The following is a 25596-nucleotide window of genomic DNA, read 5'->3' as shown; positions in this document are numbered from 1 at the left end:
CCTGCGCACCCCGGGATCCGTCCCGGCCCGCGCGGGGGCGGTCGCGCGCCCGGGGGATCAGGATCTGCGCAGGACCCGGTTGGCCCCCGCCACGACCGTGGTCACGAGCACCCAGCCCACGCTGACCAGGACGACCACCACCCACTGCATGGCGCCGTGGGAGCTGTACGAGCGCTCCTGCCCGAAGTCGACCACCGGAAGCAGCAGGTCGAGGGTGTACACGGCCGGCTGGAAGTCCGGGGGCGTGCCGTCGCCGTAGGGCGACGGCGGCCGGGCCGCGAACAGCACCGTGCCGACGGTGAAGAAGACGGCGAGCAGCAGCACCGCGCGCAGCGGCCGGTAGCCGTAGCCGACGGTGAGGTCCTGGAGGAGGCTCCAGATCCGGGCGGGCCAGGCCAGGGTGGCCCGCCTGCGGCGCTGTTTGGCGAGCAGGACGAGGCGGGCGTCGGCGTCCCGGCCGTGGCGCCGGTAGTTGGCGGCCAGTTGCTCGTAGGGCTGCGGTGCGAAACCGGCCGGGTCGCGGTCGAGCCAGGTCAGCCGCCGGTGTCCGGGCAGCGCCGGCTTGGCGCTGTCGTAGGCGAGACCCTCCAGGACCAGCGAGCGGGACCAGCCGGCCGGGTCGTCGCGCAGTACGCCGACCCGGGTGTGGCTGAGGTCGACGATGCCCTGCGGTGCCTCGCGGGGCTTCAGCGTCAGCTCGGCGGCCGCGGAGCGCCGGCAGATCAGGGCCCGCTCCCCCGCCGGAACGTCCAGCAGGGCGTTCTCGAAACAGAGCCTGGCCCGTACGGTGATGCTGCTGAGGGAGATCCGGCCGTGCGCGGTCAGCCCGTCGCAGCAGTTGAACTCCGCGCCCACCTCTATGCCGTTGGCCCGCAGGGCGGCGGCCCCGGCCAGGCCGGTCAGCTCGGCGCCCTCGAACAGGGCGGAGCCGCCGACCCGGGCGTCGCAGAGGTCCACCGTCCCCTGCGAGGTGAAGCCGGCCCGGCAGTCGAGGTCGCCGCCGACATGCAGGCGGTGGGCCCTGAGCGCGGTGCCGGCCGGATGGTGCAGCCGGGCCCGCCGCAGCACGACGCTGCCCCGCACCGAGGTGTCCCGCATGTCGACGCTCCCCCGCACACCGAACCCCGAGCCGGCCTGTATATCGCCGCCGACCGAGGCGCAGAGCAGTTGGAGAGCGGGTTCACCGCCGGGGGCGTCCGGGCCGGTGAGGGTGGCGTCCTCCAGATGCAGCGAACCGCCTATCGAGGCACCGTAGAGGTCGATGCCCCCGTCGCCGGAGAACCCCCGGTCGAGGTAGAGGCCGCCGCCCACGGTGAGTTCGGGGGCCTGGAGACAGGCCCGGTCCCCCTGGAGCCGGGCGCCGCGGAAGCCGAGCGTGTCCTGCACCCGGGAGCTCCCCAGCCGGACCGGCCCGGTGCACACCAGTCCGGTCGCGGAGAGGTGTTCCTCGACGGCGAGCGACCGCGCGTCGACGGCCGCCGTGCCGTCGGGCACCCGCACCGTCGAGCGGTCGAGCAGCAGATGCGTACCGACGGTCAGGGAGCGGAGGTTGAGCGTGCCGTCGAGGGCGCAGCCCACGATCTCGCACTCCTGGCCCACCCGCGCCCCGGCCGCGCTCAGTCCGGGCAGGGCGCAGTCCTTGAGCTGGAGCACACCGAACTGCCCGCCGTCGAAGCAGGGCACCTCCTCGAAGCGGCAGGCGTCGAGGCGGATCGCGCCCTGGACGGCCGCCTCGGCCAGGTCCAGGGTGCCGGTGATCCGGGCACCGCGGAGCCTGAGCCGGGCCAGCCGCCCCGGTGCGGGCCGCGGCGCGGCGACGAGCAGCCACCGCAGGGCCTCGGCCCGTACCTCCGGCACGTCCTCGCACCACTCGCCGTGCCGGTACGCCTCCCACAGCCGGCGTTCGTGCGCGTCCCAGTCGTCCGGCGGGCCGTCGTCCGACACCCTGTGATCCCCCTTCACACACGTCCCGCGAGCGGCGGCGGAGCAGGACGTTGCTACCCGGCCGGAACGCAGATCACGCCTGGCACGGCCGGGAGACCGGAACGGCCGGGAGGGGGGTCACCTGACGTCGACGAAGTCGCCCGTCGCCGTGGCCGGGCCGGTGGTGGCGGTGCCGGCGAAGACGTACCGGAAGTAGCCGTCCGCCTTGGCCTTGGTGGTGGTCCGCAGCGCGCCGCCGGTGCCGGTGGTGACGGTCTTCAGGGTGGTGTAGACGGAGCTGCCCTTCTTGCGGAACTGCAGCTTGACCGACTGGCCCTGGTAGCCGGTGTAGCTGCCGCTCGTCCAGTTGGCGCGGGTCAGCTTGCCGGTGACCGTGATGGTCCTGCCCTTCTTCACCGGCTCCGGCGCGGCGTTCACCGTGGCCTTGGCGAGCCGCTTGACCGAGGCGTGGCCCGCGGCGTCGATCTCCGTCCAGTCGTCGGTGCGGTCCTGCGCCCCGGCGAGCACGTTCCAGGTACCGGCGAGGCCGTTGTGGTCGAGGTCGCGGGCGGCGTCCACGGCGATGCTCACCGTGCAGGACGCGGTGGTGGGGTCGGTGGACGACTGGGTGCACGTACCCGCCGGGTACGCCCCCAGGGTGCCGTCCTCGTCGTCGGTGTTCGGGCCGTGCCACAGGTAGGCCCAGGACGCGGCGATGCCGTCCGGGTCGGTGGCCGTCCAGGTGATCGTGACGGTCTTCTTCGTGGTCAGGCCGAGCACGATGTCCTTGCCGCCGTTGACGACGACGTCCGAGAACGTGGTGTCACTGGCCGCGGCCGGTGCCACCGCGTGGGCGGTCGCCGGAATCACGGACATGGACAGGGCGGTCGTGAGGCTCGCGACGGCGATGGCCGGGCGGATACGCATGGGGTCCCCCTCCGGGACGGCAGGCCGCGCCGTCTCCCCGCGGCGGGCCTGATGGTGTGTCATCAGTGGCTAGACCCACGAGGGGCGGTCCCGGTTGCCCTGTTGTTCGGACGGATGTCCGCATCCGGCAACCCGGCGGCCCGGCCCGGCCACGGCGGACCTCGCCCTCGCCTGTCCCCGACTGTCCCAGGCGCGTCCCAGCGGCGCCGCGTCACCGCAGGTCAGCGACGCCCGACCGTCCCGGCGTCCCGGTTGCGGAGCAGCGGGCCCGCGGCCGGGCGGGCGCTGCCAGCCTGGTCGGTGCCGGGATCTCCCGGCCACTCGGACAGAGGGGGAACACCAGATGGGACAGAGGACGCTTCTGCGGGGCCTGACCCTCGCCGTGGCAGCGGTCCTGCCCTTGTGCGGGCCGGCGGCGGTGCAGGCGGCGGAGTCCGCCGCGGCCACCGCGGTCGCGGTCTGCGGGCACACGAGCGCGCAGCCCACCCTGCGACAGGGATCGACGGGGGACGCGGCGGTCGAGGCGCAGTGCGAGCTGAACCTGGCGACGAAGCCGAGCCGGTACACGCCGATCGCGGCCGACGGCTCGTTCGGGCCGGCCACGGCGACGCGGGTCGAGGAGTTCCAGCGGTGTGCCGGGCTGAGCGTGGACGGGGTGATCGGCCCGCAGACCTGGGCGGCGCTGAACACCTGGTCCGCGCAGCCGCACAGCTGCGCGACCCAGGGCACGTCCGGCACCGCGCAGACGGCCGTGTGCGGCCACACCGCCACCCGCCCGACCCTGCAACGGGGCGCGACGGGCACCGAGGTCGAGGAACTGCAGTGCCGGCTGAACCTGGCCATGGAGCCGTTCCACTATCCGCCGCTGACGATCGACGGCGACTTCGGAGGCGGCACCGAGGGCCGGGTCGAGGAGTTCCAGAGCTGCGCCGGCCTCGGCACCGACGGCGTCGTGGGCCCCAACACCTGGGCGAAGCTGGCGGACTGGTCCGGCCTTGACACCTACTGCACGCCGCCGCGCCCCGCCGGCTACCCGATCGAGGGCCTGGACACCGCCGAGTACCAGCACCCGGACGGCGCGCCGATCGACTGGAACGCCGTGCGGGACTCGGGCGTCGAGTTCGCGACGGTCAAGGCCACCCGGGGCCTGAACGTCACCGACGGGTACCTGGCCACCGACCTCGTGGCGGCCAGGGCGGCGGGCCTGGCCGTCGCGCCGTACCACTTCTACACGGGCACCGCGCCCGACACCGGTGGCGCCCAGGCCGACCGGTTCATCGCCGCGGTGCGGGCGACCGGCTACACCGGACAGCGCGCGGGCGACCTGCCGCCGGTGTTCGACCTGGAGCGCATGGACGACGGCAGCGAACGCTGCCCCGCCTACGGCACCGTGGCCGACGCCCAGGCCTGGCTCGACAAGGTGGAGGCGGCCTTCGGGCGGACTCCGGTCATCTACACCCAGAAGTCCTTCCTGGACGACTGCCTGGGCTCGACCACCGCCTTCGCCCGGTATCCGCTGCAACTCGCGGACTACCGCCGGTCGATCACCCAGCCTCCGGTGCCGGACGGCTCGACGACCTGGACGATGTGGCAGTACACCGACGCCGCGCTGTTCCCGGGCCTCCAGGCACCGGCGACCGGCGACGTGTTCAACGGCACCCAGGCCGACCTGGACCGGCTGGCCAACCGCGGCACCGGCCTCACCGCCGCTCCTCCGGAGTGACCAGTACGCGTACGTCCCACGGGCCGAGGTCCAGTGCCGTGCCCGTGGGGACCGCGGTGCCGTCCAGGGCGTCCGTCAGATCGGCCGGCGCCGCCACCCGGGCGGGCTCCCAGCTCCAGTTGTGGACGATGTGCACCCGGCGTCCGTCGGGCGCCGTGCCGGTCGTCGCCGTGACGGACGCCGGCAGGTCGCCCCAGCCGCTGCGGGCGGCCGGTGCCAGCCAGTCGGCCAGGGCGCGGGCGAGGTCCCGGCCGGGCACCGTGCCGACGTACGTGACCCGGCCCTCGCCGTGGCGGCGGGTGGTGACGGCGGGCCAGCGGCCGAAGTGCGGGTGCTCGTACTCGGCGAGGACGTCGGCGTCGGCGACCGTCAGGCCGTCGGCCCAGTGGGTCGCCGTCGCGGTGTCCGGCAGCCGGAGGGGGCCGCCGGGTACGGCGCGGACCGGGACGGCGCGGGTGAGGTTGCTGAACTCGTCGTACGACACTCCCGCGGCGTCGGAGAGACGGGCGGGGGCCGTCTCGTGCCGGGCCCGTGCCTCGTGGTCGGCGTAGCCGGTGCGGGGGCCGAGCACCAGGTGGCCGCCGGCGTGGGCGTATGCGGCGAGCCAGTCGAGCGTGGTGTCGTCGGCGATGTAGAGGGCGGGGACGACGAGGACCGGGTGGCGGCGGACGGCCTCCCGGGGCGTCAGGCCCTCCCGCTCCCCGCGCGGGTCGTGCAGCTGACGGGCGTGGACGATGCGGACCTGGCGGCCGGCGTCGAAGGCGCCGCGGTAGAAGGGGTCGAGGATGCGGTGGTAGGCGGCCGGGTCCGGTTCGCCGTCGGGGGTCGCGAGCGGCGGGTACTTCTGCATCAGCCACTTGCTGGGGGTGGAGTAGACGATCGTGATGTCGGCGTCGGGTTCAAGACCGGCGACGAGCGGTCCGGCGGCCTCGAACTCCGTGCCCAGCGAGGCGAGTTCCCGGTACGTGCGGCCCGGCCGGCCACTGTGCGGCAGGACCCCGCCCCAGTAGGTCTCCGCGCCGAAGCGCAGGGTCTGCCACTGCCAGTACTCGATCATGCGGGCCCCGCGGCCGACGAGAGCCCAGGCGGCCTGGCGCCACTGGCCGTCGTAGGCGGGGCGGTTGTCCCACGGGAAGCCGATGGAGGACGCGTTGGTCTCGGTGACCAGGAAGGGCTCCTGGCGTGAGGAGAACATCCAGTCGGCGGTCTGGTAGAGCGCCCACAGACCGGTCGTCATCCACATCTGCTCGTGGTCGTCGGGGGTCGGGTCGGGGAGCAGGAGACCGTCCTGCATGGCGTAGTAGGGGTTGCCGGTGGCGATGTCGAGGCGGTCGGTGAGTTCGTCGTCCTCGACGGCGGGACGCGTGTAGGAGATGCAGGTGGTGACGAACTGTCCGGGCCGGGCGTACTCGCGGACGAGGTCGGCCTGCCAGCCGATGAACTCGGTGCACTCGCGGGCCTGGAACTCCCGCCAGGCGACGTCGTACTGGGGCTGCACGTTGCCGTCCGGGGTCCACAGGTCGGCCCAGGTGGACAGGCGGTGGGACCAGTAGACCAGGCCCCACTCCCGGTTGAGGGTCTCGACGTCGCCGTACCTGGCACGCAGGTGGTCGGTGAAGCGCTGGAAGACGCCGCGGTTGTGGAAGAGCTCCAGACCCGGTTCGTTGTCCACCTGGAAGCCGATGACCGCCGGGTGGCCGGCGTACCGGGCCACGACCTTGCGGATCACCCGCTCGGCGTGGAAGCGGAAGGCGGGGTGGGTGAAGTCGACCTCCTGGCGGGCGCCCCAGCCGATGCGCTCACCGGTGCGCCGCTCGCCCGTGATCTCGGGGTACTGGCGGGCCAGCCACGGTGGCACGGCGTACGTGGGGGTGCCGAGGATGACGGAGATGCCGCGCTCGTGGGCGCCGTCCAGCACCGGCTGCAGCCAGTCGAGTTCGAAGCGGCCGTTCTCCGGTTCCCAGGTCGACCAGACCGATTCGCCGACCCGGATCACGGTGAAGCGGGCGTCGGCCATCAGGTCGAGGTCGGTCTTCAGCTGCTCGTCGGGCCGTACGTCCGGGCCGTACGCGGGCTGGTACTCGTGGTAGTAGGCAGCACCGAACAGAACGCGGGCGGGCAGATCCGCCATGGACAAACCTCCGGAGAGTAGGGGGTGTTACTGCTTGACGCCGCCGGTGGCCAACCCGCTCTGCCAGTACCGCTGGAGCAGGAGGAAGGCCAGGACGAGCGGGACGACCGAGATCAGGGAGCCGGTCACGACGAGGGCGAGCATGTCGCTGCTGGCTCCGGCGCCGCCGTTCTGGGCCTGGGCGGCCCAGGAGGAGAGCCCGACCGTGATGGGGTAAAGGTTCGGGTCGTTGAGCATGATCAGCGGCAGGAAGTAGTTGTTCCAGGTGGCGACGAGCGTGAACAGTACGACGGTCACCAGGCCGGGTGCCAGCAGCCGCAGCGCGATGGTGCAGAAGATCCGGACCTCTCCGGCGCCGTCCATGCGGGCCGCCTCGACGATGCTGTCGGGGACGGCGTCCTCGGCGTAGATCCGCATGAGGTAGAGGCCGAAGGGGCTGACGAGCGAGGGCAGGATGACGGCCCAGGGGGTGTTGACCAGGCCCGCCTTGGCGAAGAGCAGGTAGGTGGGGATGGCCAGCGCGGTGGTCGGGATCATGATGGCGCCCAGGACCAGGTTGAAGGCGGCGCCGTGTCCACGGAAGCGGTACTTGGCGAAGCCGTACCCGGCGGCGGCCGCGAGCAGTGCGGCACCGGCCGCGCTGACGCCCGCGTACAGGACGGTGTTGAGCAGCCAGCGGCCGAAGACACCGTCGTCCTGGGTGAAGGTGGCCCTGACGTTCGACAGCAGCTGCGGGGCGTGCGAGAACCACAGACCGAAGCTGTTGAACAGGTCCTGGGTGCTCTTGGTGGAGGCGATGAGCAGCCAGCACAGGGGCAGCAGGAAGTAGGCCAGGACGGCCAGCATGGCGATCGTCAGCGGGGTGCTGCGCCGGTGGGCCGACGACCGGCGCCGCGACCGCGCCGCGGCGGGCGGCCGCCCGGCCTTCGAGGAGGTGGCGGCCGTGGGGGTCACGGTGGTCATGAGGTCCTCCCGCGGTTCGCCGTGAGCAGGAAGGCGTACGACACGATCACGATGACCAGCCCGAGGATGAAGGACACCGTGGCCGCGTAGTTGGTCTGCTGGCTGATGAAGGCGACGGAGTAGGCGTACAGGTTGGCGGTGTAGGAGCTGTCGATGACGTCCGGCGCGACCTTCATCAGCAGGTTCGGTTCGTTGAACAGCTGGAAGCTGCCGATCACCGAGAACAGCAGGGTGAGGGTCAGCGCCGGGCGCAGCGCGGGGAGTTTGATGGACCAGGCGATCCGCCAGGCTCCGGCGCCGTCCATGGCGGCCGCCTCGTAGAGCTCGGCGGGGATGGTGCGCAGCGCCGCGTACAGGATGATCATGTTGTAGCCGGCGAACTCCCAGGTCACGATGTTCGCCAGACTGCCGAGCATCCAGCTGTCGCTGAGGAAGTGCGGGGCCGGCAGGTGGAGGTCGTGGCTGATCTGGGCGAAGGGGCCGAAGTCCGGGCCGTAGAGGTAGCCCCACATGAGGGCGGCGATCACGCTCGGGACGGCGTACGGGACGAAGATGCCGAGCCGGATGACCCGGGCGAGCCGCAGCAGGCCGCTGTCCAGCGCGAGCGCGAGGACGAGGGCGAGCAGCAGCATCACGGGGACCTGGATGACGAAGAACAGCGCCACGCGGCCGATGCCCTTGAGGAGGAGCGGGTCCTTCAGGGCCGTCACGTAGTTGTCCAGGCCGACGAAGGTCGAGCCGCCGATCAGCCGCTCCTGGAAGAGGCTCAGGTAGGCGGCGTAGCCGAGCGGGGCCAGGAAGAGCAGCAGGAACAGCGCCATGAACGGGGCGATGAACAGGGCGCCCGCCGTGCCGTGGCCCCGGCGGGCCGGGGTGGTGGCCATCGTCAGCCTCCCTTGACCGTGAAGCCCTGGCTCTTGGCGAAGGTCGTGATGCGCGACTGCCAGGAACCGAGGGCGCGGACGGTGTCGGACTTGTCGGCGAGGGACTTGCCGACGGTCTCGGTCCAGTCCGTGGCCACCCGGTCGAGGAACGGCGGCCACTGGAAGGACGGGTCGACCTCGGTGCTGATCTCGGCGAAGACCTTGTTGACCTTCTGGCCGCCGTAGAAGGCGGGCGCGTCCCCGAGGAAGGAGGAGTCGGCGAGCAGTGCCTTGGTCGCCGGGAAGAAGAACTGCTCGGTGGCGAACATCCTGGCGCTGGCCGGGTCGCTGTTGAGGAACTGCGCGAACACCGCGGCCGCGACCGGGTTCTTGGTGGAGCGGACGACCGCGGTGGTCGAGCCGCCCCAGTTGCCGGCACTGGGCTTGGCGGCGTCCCACTGCGGGAGCGGGGCCACCCGCCACTTGCCGGCGGTGGCCTTGGCCGAGCCGGAGAGGAAGGCCGGGCCCCAGGCCCCGGTGAGCCAGGTGGCGTACTTGCCCTTGTTGAGGGCGGCGTACCAGCCGTCGGTGAAGTCCGGCTCGACGCCGATCACGCCCTCCTTGGCGAGGGCGCCCCAGTAGTCGCCGAGCTTCCTGGAGACCGCGTCGTCGACGCTGACGGTGATGTCGCTCCTGCCGGAGGTCACGTACGGCTTGCCGCCCGCCTGCCAGAGCAGGCCGTGCCAGGCGGCGGGCTGGTTGGCCGCGAGGTTGGTGAGGTAGACGTCCGGGTCGGCCTTGTGGAGCTTGCGGGCCGCCGCGGCGAACTCGTCCCAGGTGGTGGGGACTTCGATGCCGTGCTTGTCGAAGATGTCCTTGCGGTACAGCATGCCCATCGGGCCGGTGTCCTGGGGGATCGCCCAGACCTCGCCGCCGCTGCCGCTGACCTGGCCCCAGGTCCAGTCCACGAAGGTGGACTTGAGCTTGGCGGCGCCGTACGGGCGCAGGTCCAGCAGGCTGTCGGTGACGGTGAACGTCGGAATGGCCTGGAACTCCAGCTGCACCATGTCCGGGGCGCCGCTGCCGGCCTTGAGCGCGGTGCGCAGCTTGGTGTACTGGGGCGTGCCCTGACCGGCGTTGACGACCTTGACCTTGACGGCCGGGTACTTCTTCTCGAAGAGCGCGACCTCCTTGTCGATGTTCGGGACCCAGGTCCAGAACGTCAGCTCGGTCGGGGTCTTCATGGCCTTGTCGATGTCGGCCTGGCTGACCGCCTTGGCGGAGGAACCGCCGGTGGAGCCGCCGTCGCCGCCGCAGGCGGTCAGGGTGGCGGCCAGTGACAGCGCGCCCGTGGCGGCGAGGAAACCACGACGGGTCAGGGGCGACGGGGAGGGGCTGGCGAAGGGTCCGGACATGGTGAACTCCCGCAGAAGGGTGTGAGGGATCGGCACACCGGTCGACGGCGTGCTGAATTCGGGTGGGTGAGGCGTTGTGTGCGGCGATGACGGGCGGGGCAGGGAGGGCGGGGCCTGTCAGGGGAGGCGCCCTCCCTGCCGGCTCTGGCCCGGGCCCGTCATGCGTACCGGGTACGGGTGCTGAGAGAGGATCACGCCGGTGCGGGCGTGACGGGGAGCGAGCGGCGGCGGCCGGTGCGGGGCCTGTTCGAGGCCTGGGACCGGTCGTACCCGCTGTCGGGGAGCCGGGGCGACGCCGGTGGCGGTGTGGGCGCGGGCGTCACGGGGCCGGGGTGGTGCTGGTGCGGTGTTCGGCGCTCGGGCGCCGGTGGCAGTGCCGAGGGGTGCGGGTGGCTGTGGTGTGGGCGGGTCTCCGTTCCTGGGTGGGACCGTGCGCGGTCGGGTGCGGGTGGTGCGTGGGGGGCGGGGGGTCGGGGGGTGCGGGGGGGGCGTGCGTGCGGCCGGGTGCGAGGCGGCCGCGTGCGGTCAGTCGTGCGGGGAGCGTGCGGTCCGGATGCCGCCCGGTGTCGTGCCGGGCCGCGGGGGCGCGGTCGCCGAGGAGCGGACGACGAGTTCGACCGGTGGGTCGGTCATCGGCAGCGGGTCGGCCTGCGGGCTCTCGATGGCGTGCACCAGGAGTTTCAGGCCGTCCTGCGCCATGGCGTCGAACGGCTGACGCACCGTGGTCAGCGGCGGGGTCACGTAGGCGGCGAGGGGGATGTCGTCGAAGCCGACCACGCTGACGTCCTCCGGCACCCGCCGCCCGGCTTCCGTCAGCGCGCGGATCAGGCCGATGGCCATGTCGTCGTTGGCGGCGAACACCGCGGTCACGCCGGGGTCGGCGGCCAGCTGCCGGCCGGCCGCGTAGCCGGAGGCTGCCGACCAGTCGCCCTCGACGAACGGTGGCCGGGGCCGGCCGTGCGCGGCGAGCGCCGAGCGCCATCCGTCGAGGCGGTCCCGGGCCGAGTACCAGCGCTGCGGGCCGGCGAGGTGGTGGACGGTGGGGTGGCCCAGCTCCAGCAGGTGCTCGGTGGCGGCCCGTGCCATCTGGCCGGAGACGATCCCGGCGGTCACCAGGTGGGGGGCGGGGAACGGCGGGGGTGCGCCGAGGACGAGGACCGGCACGTCGACCCGGGAGGAGAGATCCGCGCCGCCCTCCTCGTCGATGGGCTCGGAGATGACGATGCCGTCCACGCCCTGGTCGAGCAGCGAGTCCACGGCGCCGGCGATGCCCGCCGTGTCACCTTCCATGGTGTTGACGACACGGAGCGCGTAGCCGTTGTCCCGCACGGCACGCTCGACGCCCATGAGCAGCGAGGCCGGACCGTACAGGGCCGTGCCGAGCGTCACCACACCGATGGACCTGGTGCGACCGGAGGCCAGGACGCGGGCCGCGTTGTTCGAGCGGTAGCCGAGTTCGTCGGCGGCCGCCAGGACGCGACGGCGCACGTCGGCGGAGACGTAGGGCTCGTCGTTCATGACCCGGGACACGGTCTTCTGCGACACCCCGGCCAGGCGTGCGACGTCCACGCTGCGCGGTGCGGCCCCTGCGCCGCGCCCTGCCCCTGATGTCATGGTGTCTCCCGATCGTCGGCATCCGAATCCTAGTGCCCGTCTGCCGTATGACTGCGCTGTCATGACTGCGCAGTCATATCTACGCAACGGGACGGGGCACGTCAAGACCTCGCGCAATATCTCTGCGAGGGGGCCTTGCCCGCGGGGCCGGGAGAAGCGGCACCGGCCATCACCGGGAGGCCGGGCCGGCCACGGCGGCGATCCCACGGTTCGCGATGCCGGTCGCGGCCTCCTGGAAGAGCGCCGTCGTTCGTGAACCGCCGCTCCGGGATCCGTCGCTTTGCGTCTCGCCGGCCGGACGCCAGAGCGAAGGCACCCCGGCCCTGGCCGCACACGACGTGCCGGCACCCGCGGGATCGCTCTACGCACACGAGCCCTTCACCGTGCTGAAGCTCCAAGGCCCCGCGCTACGGGCGGGGCCGTCCCCCTACAACACCCCCGACGACGTGGACCGGCTCCTGGACGGCCTCGCCGCCTTCCTCTGACCCAAGGCGCCTACGGGCCGGAAGTGGTGGCATCGCGACGAGGCGGGTCCTCGCGGAATTCCCCCTTGGCATGTTTCGGGATCACGAACGAGGGCCGGCCCCAAAAGACGAGAGAGATCTGGGCCACGAGCCCGAGGAGAAAAACAGTCAGCCCTGCGGTCGCGATTCCCAACGCGACCGGGTTCGCCGCGGCCGGGCTCCCCGCGGGCGGCAGCCAGACGCCCCCGAGCAGAAGGAGCGTCAAGCCGCTCAGGCAGACGGCGTCGAGTACACAACCGCATTCGAGCCTTCGGCGGGATTTCGGACCGAGAAGCCGCGAAAAAGCCATCACCGACGTGGGCGCCGTAGCATCACGCCAATACCTGACCGCTCGCACCCAGGAGCGGGCGGAAAGAGCGGCGAAAGCGACGGCACCCGCAAGGGCGGTCCAGGACATCACGGCCAACACCAGTTTCCTGCCACGGTCGATCACCACTACGCTGAGCTGGTTCTGCACTCTGGCCACGAAGCGGGCCACCGGGCTAGCGGTCAATGAGCCAGCGGACGCCTTCGAACAAAAACGCACCAAGCATGATGACGATCGGAATGACGAGAACCAACTCCATGTAGCCACGGGACGGCACCTCGACCACTTCGCCGCTGGGCTCTACCGCACGGGTGCGCCGCGCCACGTCGATTTCATCGCGGATGTGCACGGCCCTTCCGACAGCGGGCCAACCGTTGAACGCTTCGAGCGACACCGGCTCTTCCCGGCCTTCGACACGGACCTGAACACCCCGCCCTTCCTTCACATCCACCTCACGGATACACGCCCAGGGAATCGTGTAAGTGGCGGAGAAGTTCCTGACAATGAGCGCATCGTGCTCGCTGCGCACTCCCGGCCGTAGAAGGCTCAAGGCATACAGCACCAGCAGCGAATAGGTTCCACTCAAAGCCGATACCTTGAAGAAGGTCGGATCGGAGCTATGCCACAGAGTCCATGCTTCGAAGACGGCGAAGCCCAGGATGAGCATCCAGCCGAATATCTGTCTGTCCCGCCACCGCTTCACGACCAACCGCCTTCCGCCCCTGTGCAGGGCGTCCGCCCGGCACAGGGGTGCACTCTTGTCGCTGACCGACTAGCCACGCCACTCCTCAGAAAAGTCCCCTGATCCTGCTCCAGGTCGATGACGCTGCCGACCGCCCTGCGGTCCAGCCGGATGTCGCCGCCGACCGCCCCGCATTCCAGCCCGACTTCATCCCGTTCCACGCCCCCTTGCCCACCTGCAACCCGAATTTTCCTTCTCTGAGTGCGCCAACACCGGCCACCGTAGTGACGACACCGATCACGCAATCCGTGCTCAGTCCCCCCGTGGCGCAAGAGCGGGCTGTCGTATACACACCGAGAACTGAGGCCACTACGGCCGCAACTGTTCCACAGGCTACATATGCGGTGCCTTCGGTGGCGGCACCTGCGATTGCGCAGTACCCCGCCGCGCCTGCCGCTGCCAGACCGACCCACTTGACGACGGTGTCCCCCGTGTCCCAGAAACTGTGACCGCTGTCCGCATCGGCCTTCGCGGCAGCCAGCTCGCGCTTGAGCTCCTGGTTCTTCCGCCTCTCAGCAGCAAGCTCCCGCTTGAGCTCCTCCGCCTTGCGGGCTTCACTCGTGCTGCTCGTGCTACTCGTGCTACTCGTGCTGCTCTTGCTGCTCGCGTGCGCTGTTCCGCTGCTGCATTTGTGCGTGTCGCAGTAGTGGCTGGAGCCCTTGTAGTCGCTCGACCCGGGGTCTTGTTCGGAGTGGTAGTCGCCGTATGTGCCGTTGTTGCCGGAGCAGAAGTGAGCCCCGCAGCTTTCCAGGCCGGTGGGGTCGCTCTCGGTGACGGGGTTGCTGCCGGCGTAGGTGTAGCCGCCGAGTTCCTGGGGGCTGGTGGCTTCGAAGACGGGGTCGAGGCTGATGAAGCGGCCGAGAGTGGGGTCGTATTCGCGGGCGCCGATGTCGGTGAGGCCGGTGGTGGTGTCGGTGGTCTTGTCGAGGAAGGTGCGGTTGTCGGCCCAGGTGGTCGTGGTACCGCGGGCGTTGCCGTAGGGGTCGAACTGGCGCCAGGTGGGGGTCTGCGCGGTGTTGTCGAGGGAGAGGGTGTTGGTGCCGTGCTGGTCGGAGGCGAGTTCGAAGCCGTAGTTGGTGCCCGTACCGGTGCGGACGATGGTGGCGCCGCCGGGGGCGGTGTAGTAGCGCACGCCGGTGGCGGTGCCGGCGGAGTCGTTCAGCGTGATCTGTTCGCTGCCGAGGTAGAGGGTGGTGGTGCCGGGGTCGATCTGGAGGAGCAGGTTGCCGTCGGCGTCGTAGATGTAGCTGGTGGTGGTGCCGGTGGTGCTGTTGGAGATGTTGGTGAGCTGTTCGGCGTTGTTCCAGGTGAGGGTCTGGTCGCCGGTGCCGGTGGTGCGGGTTTTGGTGTTGCCGGCGGCGTCGTAGGTGTAGCTGGTGGAGCTGGTGTTGCCACCGGTGTTGGTGGTGCCGGTGAGGGTGTTGGGCTGGGTGCTGGACCAGGCGCTGGTGGTGAGGGTGTCGTTGCCGGTGCCGGAGACGGTGTGCTGGGTCTGGGTGAGCCGGTTGCCGATGTCGTCGTAGGTCCAGCTGGTCCAGTACGTGCCGCCGCTGATGCCGTCGCCGACCATGCTGTGGTCACTGCTGGTGGGCGTGGCGTTGCAGGTGTCCGTGGCGGTCGAGGCGGTGGTCCACGCACTGGTGAGGCGGTCGAGGGGGTCGTAGGCGTAGCACTGGGTCTCGGCCGTGCTGCTGGAGCCGGAACGGGTCTCGGTCTGGCTGGTGACGTTCCCGGACAGGTCGTACTTGTAGGCGGTCTCGTCGACGCTGGAGGGGCTGGTGGTGGAACGGGTGACGAGTTGGTCGGTCAGGTCGGCAGTGTGGGCGTCGTAGCTGTCGGTGACGGCGGCGTAGGAGGTGGCGGAGCCGAGCTGGACCTGGGCGACCTGGTCGTAGGCACTGTAAGTGGTGCTCTGCAGGTAGCTGTAGGCACTGGTGGCCAGCGCGTTGGGTTCGTCGTCGTTGTTGTAGCCGTGGGTGACGGTCTCGGCCGGCAGTCCGCCGCCCAGCGCGTAACCGTCGGTCCACAGCAGCCCGTTGACGCTGGTGTAGGAGTGCGTGATCTTCCACGTCTTGCCCAGGACACTGCCCTGTGCGCCGGAGGGGATGATGGTCTCCTCGCCCAGGGACTCACCGAACACGTTGAAGTTCACGGCCTGCTGGACGTAGGCGTAGCCGCCGCTGTACGAGGTCGCGGTGGTGACGTGTCCGACCGGATAGGTCATCCCGGAGATCGCGGTGTCGGCGTTGTCGTACACCCAGGCCGCGGTCTGGTTGCCCGGTGAGCTGGTCGACGTGTACGCGGTCTGATCGGCGGTCGCCGCGGCGTACTCGCCCGTCTTCCGGTCGAGCGCGTCGTAGGTGTAGGAGACGTAATCGCCGCGGGAGTCCTTGGTCTGCAGAAGGTTCCCGTCCGCGTCGTACGCCATCGTGGAGGTGCCGGCGGTCGGGTCGGTCGTGGAGACCACCTCACCAGCCAGGTCATAGGTGTTGGTCCACACCTGGTTCTTGGCGTCGGTGACGGTGGACTGCTGGTTGTGCCCGTCGAAGCCGTAGGTGGTGGCGGTGGTAGCACCGCCGGTCAGGTAGAAAATGCCGGTGGCGGCGTTCAGCGGCGTGGTGAGGGTGGGTGCGGTGGTGTATTCGTCGAGTTCGCCGGTGCGGCCGAGCGGGTCGGTGCGGGTGGTCTTGGTGACGCCGCCCGTGGGCGGGATGACGGTGGTGGCATCGCCGTTGTAGACCGTGGTGGTGGTCGAGACGACCGAGGCGTTCTTCTCGGAGATGTCGTAGACCTGCCGGCCGAGCCCGTCGTAGGTGTACACGTCCTGGTCGGCGACCTGGTTGTCGGCCACCGAGTCCAGCGCCAGCGTCGGGGTGGTGGTGGAGTCCCAGTAGTCGTTGTTCTTCTTCGCCGTCCAGCCGCGCGAGTCGTACAGGGTGTCGTCGATCAGACGGCCGCCCTGGGGCGTGTAGGTCTGGATCTGGCGGGTGCGGCCCAGGGAGTCCTCGATACTGACCGAGGTGAGGTAACCGCTGTTGTCGTTGAGGGTGCTGGTCACCACGCCCGACAGGGAGGTGCCGGACAGCGTGTAGGTGTAGGTGAGGTTCGCCAGCGAAGTGGTCGCGCGCGAGTTCTTCCACACCGACGTCGCCCGGCCCAGCGCGTCGTACTGGACGGTCGTCACCACATGGTTGACATCGGTGCTGGTGAGAGTGAGCCCGCGTTCCGGATCGAGGGTCGCGCTGGCGGCGTGGACAACCCCGCTCACCGTGGGCTGGGTCACCGTCTGACCAGTGGTCAGGTAGGCGGAGTTGACCGTGTAGCTGGTCGTGGTGGTGTTGCCGTTGCCGTCGGTCGTCCCGGACAGGCGGTGGTAGGTGCTGTCGTAGGTGTTCCTCGCCGTGGTCCGCCAGGTGAACGCGCCCGAGCCGTAGTCGGTGGCCTTGCGGACCATCGTGACCAGCCCCGTCGTCGGGGCGGCCGACTGCGGGAACGTGGTGGAGAAGGTGGCGTCGTCGTAGAACGTGCGGATGGCGGAGACGACCTGGTCAGGGCGGTTGACACTGGCCGGTGCACCCAGGGTGTTCAGCCCGTTGGGCACGGAGGCGGTGGAGCCCTCGGTGAAGCCCGAGCAGGCCACCGAGTCTTCTTCGGTGGAGGAGACCAGGCCGACGAGGTTGGCGCTGGTGTTGGCGGGGGCGTAGGTGGTGGCGGTGCACCGGTCGTAGTCGGTGTCGGCCGGCACAGTGTGCGTGTAGGTGTAGGTCGGCAGGCCGAAGTCGTCGTCGGAACGGGTGGCGTCGTACGTCGTGTCGGTCTCGTTGTACCGCCAGCTCGTGCTGCCCTTGTCGGTCAGCCGCTGGCGGGTCCACTCCTCCGCGGTCCCACTCGCCTTGGCGGTCAGGTCCGGCAGGCCGGACCGGGTACGGGTCGCGGTGGCGGCAGAGATCCAGTACGAGGTGATGGTGGAGTGGTCGACGCCCCCGCCGTTGCCGAGGTAGGAGGCGGACTCCAGTATCCGCCCGGCGAGTTCCGGGGAGTCGGTGTGGCTGCCACCCTGGGAGTCGGTGAGCGGGACGCTGCGGGTCGAGGTGGACGAGAGCCAGTCGCCGTCCATGCCCTGGTAGTAGGAGTCGACCTGCTTGGTCTGGGCATCACCCGAACCGTTACCCGTGGTCGTGGTCACCTGCTGGTAGCCACGCCACTGCCCATAGGTGCGGTACTTCGCCTTGGTGGTCTCGTCGTCGTCGTAGTGCCAGGCCGCACCGCTGTAGGAGTAGTCCGTCTCCTTCGCCGCCGAACCACCGGTGGTGTCGGTCTCCAACACCTCCTGCACCGCGTACTTGTTGAACCAGTCCAGCATCGGACTGATGTAACCGCTGGGCGTCCAGTACTCGGGGAAGCAGGAGGCGGTGTTCGAGGACGGGGTAGCCGAGGTCGAGCAGGCGGTCGGCAGCGTGTAGGAGACACCCGTCACGCCGCCCAACTCGTTGGTGATCGCCGTGATGCGGTAGCGGAACAGGCCCGGGTAGGTGGCGGTGCTCACCCGGTTCTCCAGGGCGGAGCCGGTGAACTTCACCGCCGGCATGGCGATCGACGAGGTCGAACCGCCCGCCGTGGTGTCCGCACCGGTCCGCTGCACCGAGGACAGCCACAGCGTCGCACTCGTCGCATCCCCGGTGGAGGGCTCCGTCTGCGTCAGCGCGTAGGAGTCGACCGTGACGTACCCGCTGGAGGACACCGAGTACTGCTGCGTGGTGATGGAGGTGAGGCGGACGGTGGAGAAGAACGACGGTCCGTGCGCGCTGCAGGTGGCCCCGGAGGCGCAGATCAGGTCGTAGGGGACGTCGGGGTAGTAGGAGGCGTTGGAGGAGGTCTCCGAACTGCCGCAGTTGCTGCTGGTGGAGGTGCAGCGCACCGACGCGCCGTACACGATCTTGTCGGGGACGGTGCCGTAGGGGCCGGTGGCGGTCGTGAAGCCGTAGTCGATGTGCGCGAGGTAGGAGTCACGCACGTACTTGACCTCGGAGTCCCCGTTGTGGGCGCCGTAGTAGTTGGTGTCCTGCTTGTAGTAGTACGCCATGGCGTCGCCGGTGGGGGTGGTGACGTAGTCCAGGTGCCACTTGTAGGCCATCGTGCAGTAGCTGCTGGTGGCCGTGGAGTCGTAGCAGGGATCACCGGAGTGGGCGGCGTACACCCGCTCGGAGTCCACCGAGTTCGTCGTGTCGTTCCCCGACGCCCAGCCGGGCAGCTCGTTGCGGCCGAAGTAGTACTTCGTGCCGTCCCGCTCCGTGATCACCCAGTACGACGTGTCGTAGGTGCCGGATCCGTTGGACGAACCGGTCACCTTCGTGACGGTCTCGCCGTTGTCGTCGGACAGCTTGTAGGTCGAGGTGTCCTTGTCATAGACGATCGACGTCGAGGAGCCGTCCAACGACATGGTCAGGATCGGGCCGTCGTAGCACTCGTCCGACGTGGTCACCGAACCGGCGCTGCCCTCGGGGGAGTCGGCACAGGGCGTGAACTCCTGTGCCACGAAGGAGTCCTGGGTGGTCCAGCCGTCACCCACCCAGGACGACTGGGCCTGGGTGTTGGCCGTCTTCCCGTCCACGCTGCTGGAGTTGTAGGACAGCGAGGCGTCCGGGGCCAGCGACGTCGTGGCCGCCGGTGACTCCACCTTGTAGGTGTAGGTGAAGGCACCCGAGGAACCCGACTGCGCCCAAGAGCCCGCGGACGACAGAGTCGAGGCGTAGTTGCCGCCGCCTCCGCCCTCCTGACCGGTCGAGTCCGTAGCCGCGATCACGGTGGCCGCACCGGACGTCGAGGCCGCCTGCGCCGTCGCAGTCCCGGCGACCGAACCGGTGTAGACAGCCGAAACAGCAGCCCCCGCCGTGCTTGCCGCGGCGTTCTTCACCGAGCCCGTACCGGCGAGCGTGACATCGGCGGAGACAGTCGCCTTGTTGGGATCGTTGAGGGACGTCAGCGGCGTCTGCGCACGGCACTTGGCGAGTTGAGGCATCGTCAGCGCGCATGCGGGCAGCTCCACCAGACGCAGCCGGGAAGCGTAGTTACCGCCGAGCGCCTGGCTGAACGCACCGTAGTCCAGGCCCACTTTCATGCGGCCCGCCCCCGACACGGCGCTCGCACCGCTCGACGCGGCAGCCAAGGACCAGACCGGACCGGACACGCCCAGCCGCTTCGACAGCGACCGCGACCGGACCGAAACCCGCACCGTCGACGGGCCGGCATAGCCGCCCTTGCGAGGAGCAACCGCCTGTGCCCACACCGGTGTTCCCGCCGCAGTGGCCTTGGAGCCCGTGGTCGCCGAGTGCTTCGGCGCCGCGAGCTTCAGGGTCCCGGCCTTGGCGGTCGGCCACGCCGTCCGGGTCGGTACGACCGTGTGCCGGGTGGCATCGGAGAGACGAACACGCTTGTGCGGAACGGGCTTCAGACCCGTGACCGAACGGCCCAGATCCGCCTTCGGCTTCGCGGCCGGCTTGCCGGCCGTCGCCGATGACAAGGTCAGCGCGGTGGCCGTCGCCCCGAAGGCCACGCTCAGACACAGCGACCAGGCCAGCACCGCGGCCCACCCCGCCAGGAGCCTCCCGGCCGTGCGCCGGTACCGGGCTCCTGCCGCTCCGCTGTTTCCGCGCGCACGTCTACCGGACACGACTCCCCCTCGTCATGACGACATGGCGAAATACCGAACGGCCGCCTCGGCACATGACCGAACCGGCATTCGCCCGCCCGACGGAAAGAGATACATGAAGGTTCAATCCAGTTGAATAAGGAGTGGGAAAAAACGAAGCCGAGAAGGTCCACAAACTTCGCCAGAAAGAGACATTCAAGGCATGTACATGCTGTGATCTGAGTCACAGATCTCCACGTCAGGACGCCAGTTACTCATACGGTGGCGCGGCCCCACTCGCATCAAATCCGGAATCTATGGGTTCCCCATGAGAGGCGGCCGCCGCGACGGATCGCCAATTGGACGCCAAGGGATCTTTGCGAAACATTGACGATCGCGCGAGGGGACGCCAACCCGCGCCGGGGCATAGCGTGCGGAATTTTCCATCGGTATGAATATTTGGGGGGAAAGAAAGTGCAAAGGAATTCGCGGACGTCTCTGCCCCGTTCGTGGGCGCGCCGCATATTCGTCGGTGCTACCGCTCTCGCGGTCTCGGGCGCCGTGGGTCTTCCCGGCCTCGCCCAAGCGGCCACCACGTCGCACACCGGCGGGACACCTCACTCGTCGGCCCGCGCTTCCCGCGGGCTGAGTGAGGCGCAGGCCCTGGCGAAGGCCCGGTCGACCGGCAAGGCGGTCCAGGCGACGGCGGAGACGACGGACTCCTCGACGCTCACCGCGAACCCGAACGGCACGCTGACGCTCAGACAGACCATCGCCCCGGTCCGCAAACTGGTCCACGGCAGCTGGAAGAGCCTGGACCCGACGCTGGTGCGTGCCGCGGACGGCACCATCTCCCCCAAGGTGTCGACCAGTTCACTGGCCCTGTCCGGCGGCGGCACGGGAGCCCCGCTGGCGGTCATGCGGGCCGGCAGCGGCTCCCTGGCCGTCTCCCTCTCCTCGGCGTTCACCCTGCGCACGCCCACGCTGTCGGGTGCCACGGCGACGTACCACGACGTCCTGCCGGATGTGGACCTCGCGGTCACCGCGCAGGACACCGGCGGGTTCAGTGAGGTCCTGGTCGTCAGGAACGCCACCGCCGCCACCAACCCCGCACTCACCGACCTGAACCTGGCCACCAAGGCCACGGGCGTGACCCTGGCCAGTGACGCGGCCGGCGACATCACCGCCGAGGACCACGCCGGGCGGACCGTGTTCTCGGCCACCGCCCCCACCATGTGGGACTCCAGCCGACCCGCCGCGAACACCCCGAAGACCACCGACCCGCGCACCGGGCAGACCGTCGACAGGCGCAGTGGCGTGCCCCTCGCCTCCAGTCCCGCCTCGCCGGGCGACGGCGCCCGCAGGACGAGCCTGAAGGCCGCCTACCACCGCGGGCACATCAGCCTGTCACCACAGCGCACCCTGCTGAGAGGGAAGAAGACCGTCTACCCGGTCTACATCGACCCGTCCTTCACCGCGTCCGGCCAGACCGACACCGTCCAGGCATGGGCGTTCGTCGACAGCGAGTGGCCCAGCACCGCGTTCTACAAGCCCGCCACCTCCACCCCCGGCCCCCTGCACGTCGGTTACACCGACTGGACCTCCGACGTCTCCACCAACCGGGCCTACTTCCAGACCAGCATCCACAGCGGTGTCTGGGGCGCGGACGACATCGTCTCCTCCGACATCTCCTTCTACGAGAACTGGTCGGCGTCCTGCACCAAGGAGGAAGTCGACCTCTACGCGACCAACCCGATCTCCTCCAGCACCACGTGGAACAACCAGCCCAAGCACCTCTCGCTCGGCGAACTCGACTCCCAGACCGTCGCCCACGGCTGGTCCACCTCGTGCGGGCCCGCGGACGTCACCTTCGACATCCACACGCTCATGGAGCAGGCCGCCGCCGGCAAGTGGTCGAAGGCCACCTTCGAGCTGAAGGCCGCCGACGAGGGCGACGACCTGGCCTGGAAGCAGTTCAGCAAGCAGGCCACCATCACCACCACCTACGACCACAAGCCCAACACCCCGACCTCGCTGACCACCAGCCCCAGCACCAGCTGCACCGCCGCCACCCCCACCTCGCTGGGCCTGGGCGACGTCACCCTGCGGGCCGGGGTGTCCGACCCGGACGGCACCACCAGCCCGCTCACCGCGAACTTCACCCTGAAGAACATGGCGAGCAACGCCACCTACACCCGGGCCATCAACGCCACCAGCGGCACCACCGCGAGCACCCTCTACTCCCACACCAGCAGCTCGGGACCCTTCCTGGCGCTGACCGCGAAGACCGAGTTCGCCTGGTATCTCACCGTCACCGACCAGGATCTGACGAGCAGTCAGTCTAAGACCTGCCACTTCTACTACGACCCCACCGCTCCCGGCGCCCCCACCATCACCCCCGTCACATCCACCACGAGCCAGTGCTCCGAGCTCACCGACAGCCCCTCCGGCGACAGCCAGTGCACGGTGGGCACGGCCGCGAGCTTCACGATCACGGACACCAACACCAGCAGCGCGCCCGGCAGTTACCGCTACCAGCTCAACGGCGGCAACCCGGTCAGCGTCACCGCCGCCACCACCAGTCCCTACACCGCCACCATCTCCCTGAAGCCGACCACCCAGACCGGCGTCCTGACCGTCACCGCCGTCGGCACCAGCGGCAACATCGGTGACACCTACGACTACCGGTTCATCGCCCAGGCCCCCGCCACCGCCACCACCGGCGACCTCAACGGCGACGGCAACGCCGACCTGCTCACCACCGGCGGCAAGAACTCCCTGCCCGCCGGACTCTGGCAGGCCACCGGCACCGGAAGCGGCAAGATCAACGCGGTCGCCCGCAACATCGGCATCGACGGCAACGGCGTCTCCACCACCCAGACCGCCACCTCCTTCACCGGCACCGAGGCCATCACCGGCCACTTCTTCACCGGCTCCGGCTTCAACGACGTCCTGGACTACGGCTACGACACCGCCACCGGCGCCGTCAGCGGCGAGATCCTGCGCGGCCAGGGCGACGGCACCGACCTCCAGCCCGTCGACTCCCTCCCCGTCACCAACTCCACCGGCGTCTTCGCCCTGACCACCACCACCTTCAACGACGACGGCACCACCACCGACACCACCACTCCCGCCACCTCCCTCGCCACCGGCGGCAGCCTCTACAACACCGTCAACGGCGATGCCTCGACGGGCTACCCCGACCTCCTGCTGCTGATCAACGGCTCCCTCTACGACGAGCCCTCCGACGTGGGCGCGGCCCTGTACCCGGGTGCCGACCAGGCCACCGACCTGGCCGACTACAACCCGTACTGCCTCGCCCAGAACACCAGCACCAGCGCCGCCTGCACCACCGACTGGAGCGGCTGGACCGTCACCAGCACCCTCGACGCAAGCGGCCTGCCCGAGCTGTTCGCCCGCGACACCAGCACCGACACCAGCGACCCCTCCCACGGCCAGCTCTGGTACCTCAGCCCCGCCAACCTCCAGACCCTGACCTACGACTCCCTCTCCAACGGCGCCACCGACACCACCCTCACCTCCGTCGAAGCCGCCACCACCGGCTGGGACTCGGTCAGCCAGCCCACCCTCCAGGCCGCCGACGTCAACAACGACGCCACGCCCGACCTGTGGACCGTCAGCAGCACCGGCACCGCCACCGCCACCGCCCACGAGATGACCCTCTCCGGCAGCACCGCCACCTTCACCACCCCCACCGGCCAGGCCCTGAGCACCGACACCCACGACTGGCCGCTCAACGACTACGACACCACCGCCCTCACCGCCGACGACTCGGCCAGCGCGATCACCCTGACCGGCACCAGCGGCGTCACCGCCCCCGAAGGCGGCCTCTTCGACCCCGACGTCCAGCTCGACGCCACCGACCACGACTACCTCCAGGGCGGCAAGGCCCTGGACCTGACCAAGTCCTTCACCGTCTCCGTCTGGGCCGACCCCACCGCCTACGGCGGCGCCGTCCTCTCCCAGAGCGGCAGCGCCGACTCCGGCATCCTGCTCCTGTCCACCACGGACGGCTGGCAGTTCAGCCTCAACACCGGCGCCGGCACCGCCTGGGCCTTCGACACCGTCACCGGCGGCACCGTCCACCTCGGCACCTGGGCCCACCTGACCGCCACCTACGACAAGACCACCGGCGTCATGAACCTCTACGTCGACGACGTCTTCGTCGCCACCGGCAACCACACCGCCCCCAGCACCGGCGCGAGCGGCAACTTCCAGCTCGGCGACGCCCTGAACGCCTCGGCCCGCACCGACTACTTCAGCGGCGAACTCGCCCGCGCCCGCACCTGGACCGGCGCCGTCGTACCCCCGGCCCAGCCCTACACCCCGGCCGGCTACCACCAGGCCGTCACCCCCACCCGCATCCTCGACACCCGCAGCAGCAGCCTGCTCACCTACACCAGCGGCATCACCGCCGGTGCCAGCACCGTCACCTCCGACTCCGTCACCCACCTCAAGATCGCGGGCGACACCGTCACCACACCGGTCAGCGGCGCCCCCACCACCGTCCCCAGCACCGTCACCGCGGTCGCCGTCGACGTCACCGTCACCGCCGAGACCGACCACGGCTACGTCACCACCTACGCCGACGGCACCCAGCGCCCCTACACCTCGTCGGCCAACTTCACCGAGAGCACCACCAGAACCGGCTACCAGATCGTCCCCGTCGGCAACGACGGCAAGATCGACCTCTACACCCACCTCGACACCAGCAGCGGCACCGCCGCCCTCGTCGTCGACCTCACCGGCTACTTCACCAGCGACGCCACCCTCACCGGCAACCAGACCTACACCCCGCTGAGCAGCGCGGTCCGCGCCCTGGACACCCGCTCCAGCGTCGCCCACACCAGCCTGACCAGCACCGGCACCGTGGCCGTCGGCACCAACTTCACCCTCCAGGTCACCGGGCTGAACGGCGTGCCCGGCAACGCCACCGCGGTCGCCGTCAACCTCGCCGCCGCCAATGCCGCCGGCACCGGCTTCCTCCAGGCCTACGCCACCGGATACGCCCCCAGCGCCGACACCAGCCTCAGCTTCAACACCGGCAACGCCATCGCCTCACTCTCCGGCGACGTCCCCATCGGAACCTCCGGAACCATCACCATCTCCGTCCACAGCAACGCCACCGCCGTGATCGCCGACATCTCGGGCTACTACACCACCAGCACCACCGGCCAGAAGTTCCACACCATCAACCCCACCCGCCTCGTCGACACCCGTAGCGGCCTCGGCGGAAGCTCCAGCCCGGTGGCCTCCCTGAGCACCTACACCCTCTCCACCAGCACCACCCAGCAGGTCACCGCGGCCACCACCCCGACCCTCGCCGCCCTGCTCACCGTGACCGGCCCCACCGGCAGCGGCTACGCCATCGCCTACCCCACGGCCGTCGGCAAACCCGCCACCAGCAGCGTCAACTGGGGCACCGGCGACACCCTCGCCAACCTCACCCTCACCCCCACCGACACCAACGGACAGATCAGCATCTACAACAACAGCGACGGCACCGTCGACTTCATCGTCGACTGCAGCGGCTACTACACCTGACCGATCCCCGAAGCCGGTTCCGGGCGTCAGCACCCACAAGCTGACGTCGATGGCCTCCGCCCACAAGGCGGGGGCCATCCTCGGCCACCGGGACCTCAGCCGTGGCACAGCACGCGAACGGCGCAGGCGTCGCCCCGAAGCGCGTCCAGGCAGTCGCCGAAACGGACCTGATGTTCGTACGCCGCTTCGCCTGACGTTCGTCCGCGACCCCGCCTGACGGGATCCGGGCCGGACCCGGTCGGCGGACCCGGTCGCCGGACCCGGTCGCCGG

12 protein-coding genes are annotated in these 25596 nt (G+C 70.1%); 2 read left to right on the top strand and 10 right to left on the bottom strand.

Annotated elements, in window-relative coordinates; all coding sequences use genetic code 11:
* Window positions 1-57: 57 nt before the first annotated feature.
* Together IEZ11_RS06770 and IEZ11_RS06765 are read right to left on the bottom strand one after the other, a co-directional pair.
* The gene (locus tag IEZ11_RS06770; RefSeq protein WP_189261647.1) at window positions 58-1944 is read right to left on the bottom strand and encodes a hypothetical protein; all 1887 of its coding nucleotides are present in this window, start codon (window positions 1942-1944) and stop codon (window positions 58-60) included.
* A gap of 117 nt (window positions 1945-2061) precedes the next feature.
* The gene (locus IEZ11_RS06765) at window positions 2062-2850 is read right to left on the bottom strand and encodes a hypothetical protein (protein ID WP_189261646.1); all 789 of its coding nucleotides are present in this window, start codon (window positions 2848-2850) and stop codon (window positions 2062-2064) included.
* Between the two features lie 343 nt (window positions 2851-3193).
* On the opposite strand from IEZ11_RS06765, the gene IEZ11_RS51890 reads away from it, so the two are divergent.
* A complete protein-coding gene (locus tag IEZ11_RS51890) occupies window positions 3194-4573 on the top strand; it encodes a GH25 family lysozyme (RefSeq protein ID WP_189261645.1) in 1380 nt (459 codons plus the stop codon).
* Here IEZ11_RS51890 and IEZ11_RS06755 read toward each other — a convergent pair.
* From IEZ11_RS06755 to IEZ11_RS06720, 8 genes are all read right to left on the bottom strand, one after another.
* Window positions 4551-6704 carry a beta-galactosidase gene (locus IEZ11_RS06755; RefSeq protein ID WP_189261644.1) on the bottom strand — a complete coding sequence of 718 codons (2154 nt, stop codon included), beginning with the start codon at window positions 6702-6704 and terminating at the stop codon, window positions 4551-4553. The two genes, IEZ11_RS51890 and IEZ11_RS06755, sit on opposite strands and share 23 nt — an antisense overlap.
* A 27-nt stretch (window positions 6705-6731) precedes the next feature.
* A complete protein-coding gene (locus IEZ11_RS06750; protein WP_189261643.1) occupies window positions 6732-7667 on the bottom strand; it encodes a carbohydrate ABC transporter permease in 936 nt (311 codons plus the stop codon).
* The gene (locus IEZ11_RS06745) at window positions 7664-8551 is read right to left on the bottom strand and encodes a carbohydrate ABC transporter permease (protein WP_189261642.1); all 888 of its coding nucleotides are present in this window, start codon (window positions 8549-8551) and stop codon (window positions 7664-7666) included. Before IEZ11_RS06745 ends, IEZ11_RS06750 begins: the two co-directional genes overlap by 4 nt.
* 2 nt (window positions 8552-8553) lie before the next feature.
* Window positions 8554-9945 carry an ABC transporter substrate-binding protein gene (locus IEZ11_RS06740; protein ID WP_189261641.1) on the bottom strand — a complete coding sequence of 464 codons (1392 nt, stop codon included), beginning with the start codon at window positions 9943-9945 and terminating at the stop codon, window positions 8554-8556.
* 525 nt (window positions 9946-10470) lie between these two features.
* The gene (locus IEZ11_RS06735; protein ID WP_373294839.1) at window positions 10471-11514 is read right to left on the bottom strand and encodes a LacI family DNA-binding transcriptional regulator; all 1044 of its coding nucleotides are present in this window, start codon (window positions 11512-11514) and stop codon (window positions 10471-10473) included.
* A 540-nt stretch (window positions 11515-12054) separates the two neighbouring features.
* On the bottom strand, window positions 12055-12561 hold the full coding sequence (locus tag IEZ11_RS06730; RefSeq protein ID WP_189261639.1) for a hypothetical protein: 507 nt from the start codon (window positions 12559-12561) through the stop codon (window positions 12055-12057).
* Between the two features lie 4 nt (window positions 12562-12565).
* On the bottom strand, window positions 12566-13057 hold the full coding sequence (locus tag IEZ11_RS06725) for a PH domain-containing protein (protein WP_189261638.1): 492 nt from the start codon (window positions 13055-13057) through the stop codon (window positions 12566-12568).
* Between the two features lie 121 nt (window positions 13058-13178).
* Window positions 13179-19802, bottom strand: coding sequence for an RHS repeat domain-containing protein (locus tag IEZ11_RS06720; RefSeq protein ID WP_189261637.1), 6624 nt, complete (start codon window positions 19800-19802; stop codon window positions 13179-13181).
* Window positions 19803-20321: 519 nt separating this feature from the next.
* On the opposite strand from IEZ11_RS06720, the gene IEZ11_RS51885 reads away from it, so the two are divergent.
* A complete protein-coding gene (locus IEZ11_RS51885) occupies window positions 20322-25325 on the top strand; it encodes a LamG-like jellyroll fold domain-containing protein (protein ID WP_189261636.1) in 5004 nt (1667 codons plus the stop codon).
* Window positions 25326-25596: the final 271 nt, after the last annotated feature.

The organism is Streptomyces fuscichromogenes (assembly GCF_014645815.1).
Classification (GTDB): domain Bacteria; phylum Actinomycetota; class Actinomycetes; order Streptomycetales; family Streptomycetaceae; genus Streptomyces; species Streptomyces fuscichromogenes.
Note: the sequence above shows the minus strand (reverse complement) of the source record. Positions and strands in the feature narration are given on the sequence as shown.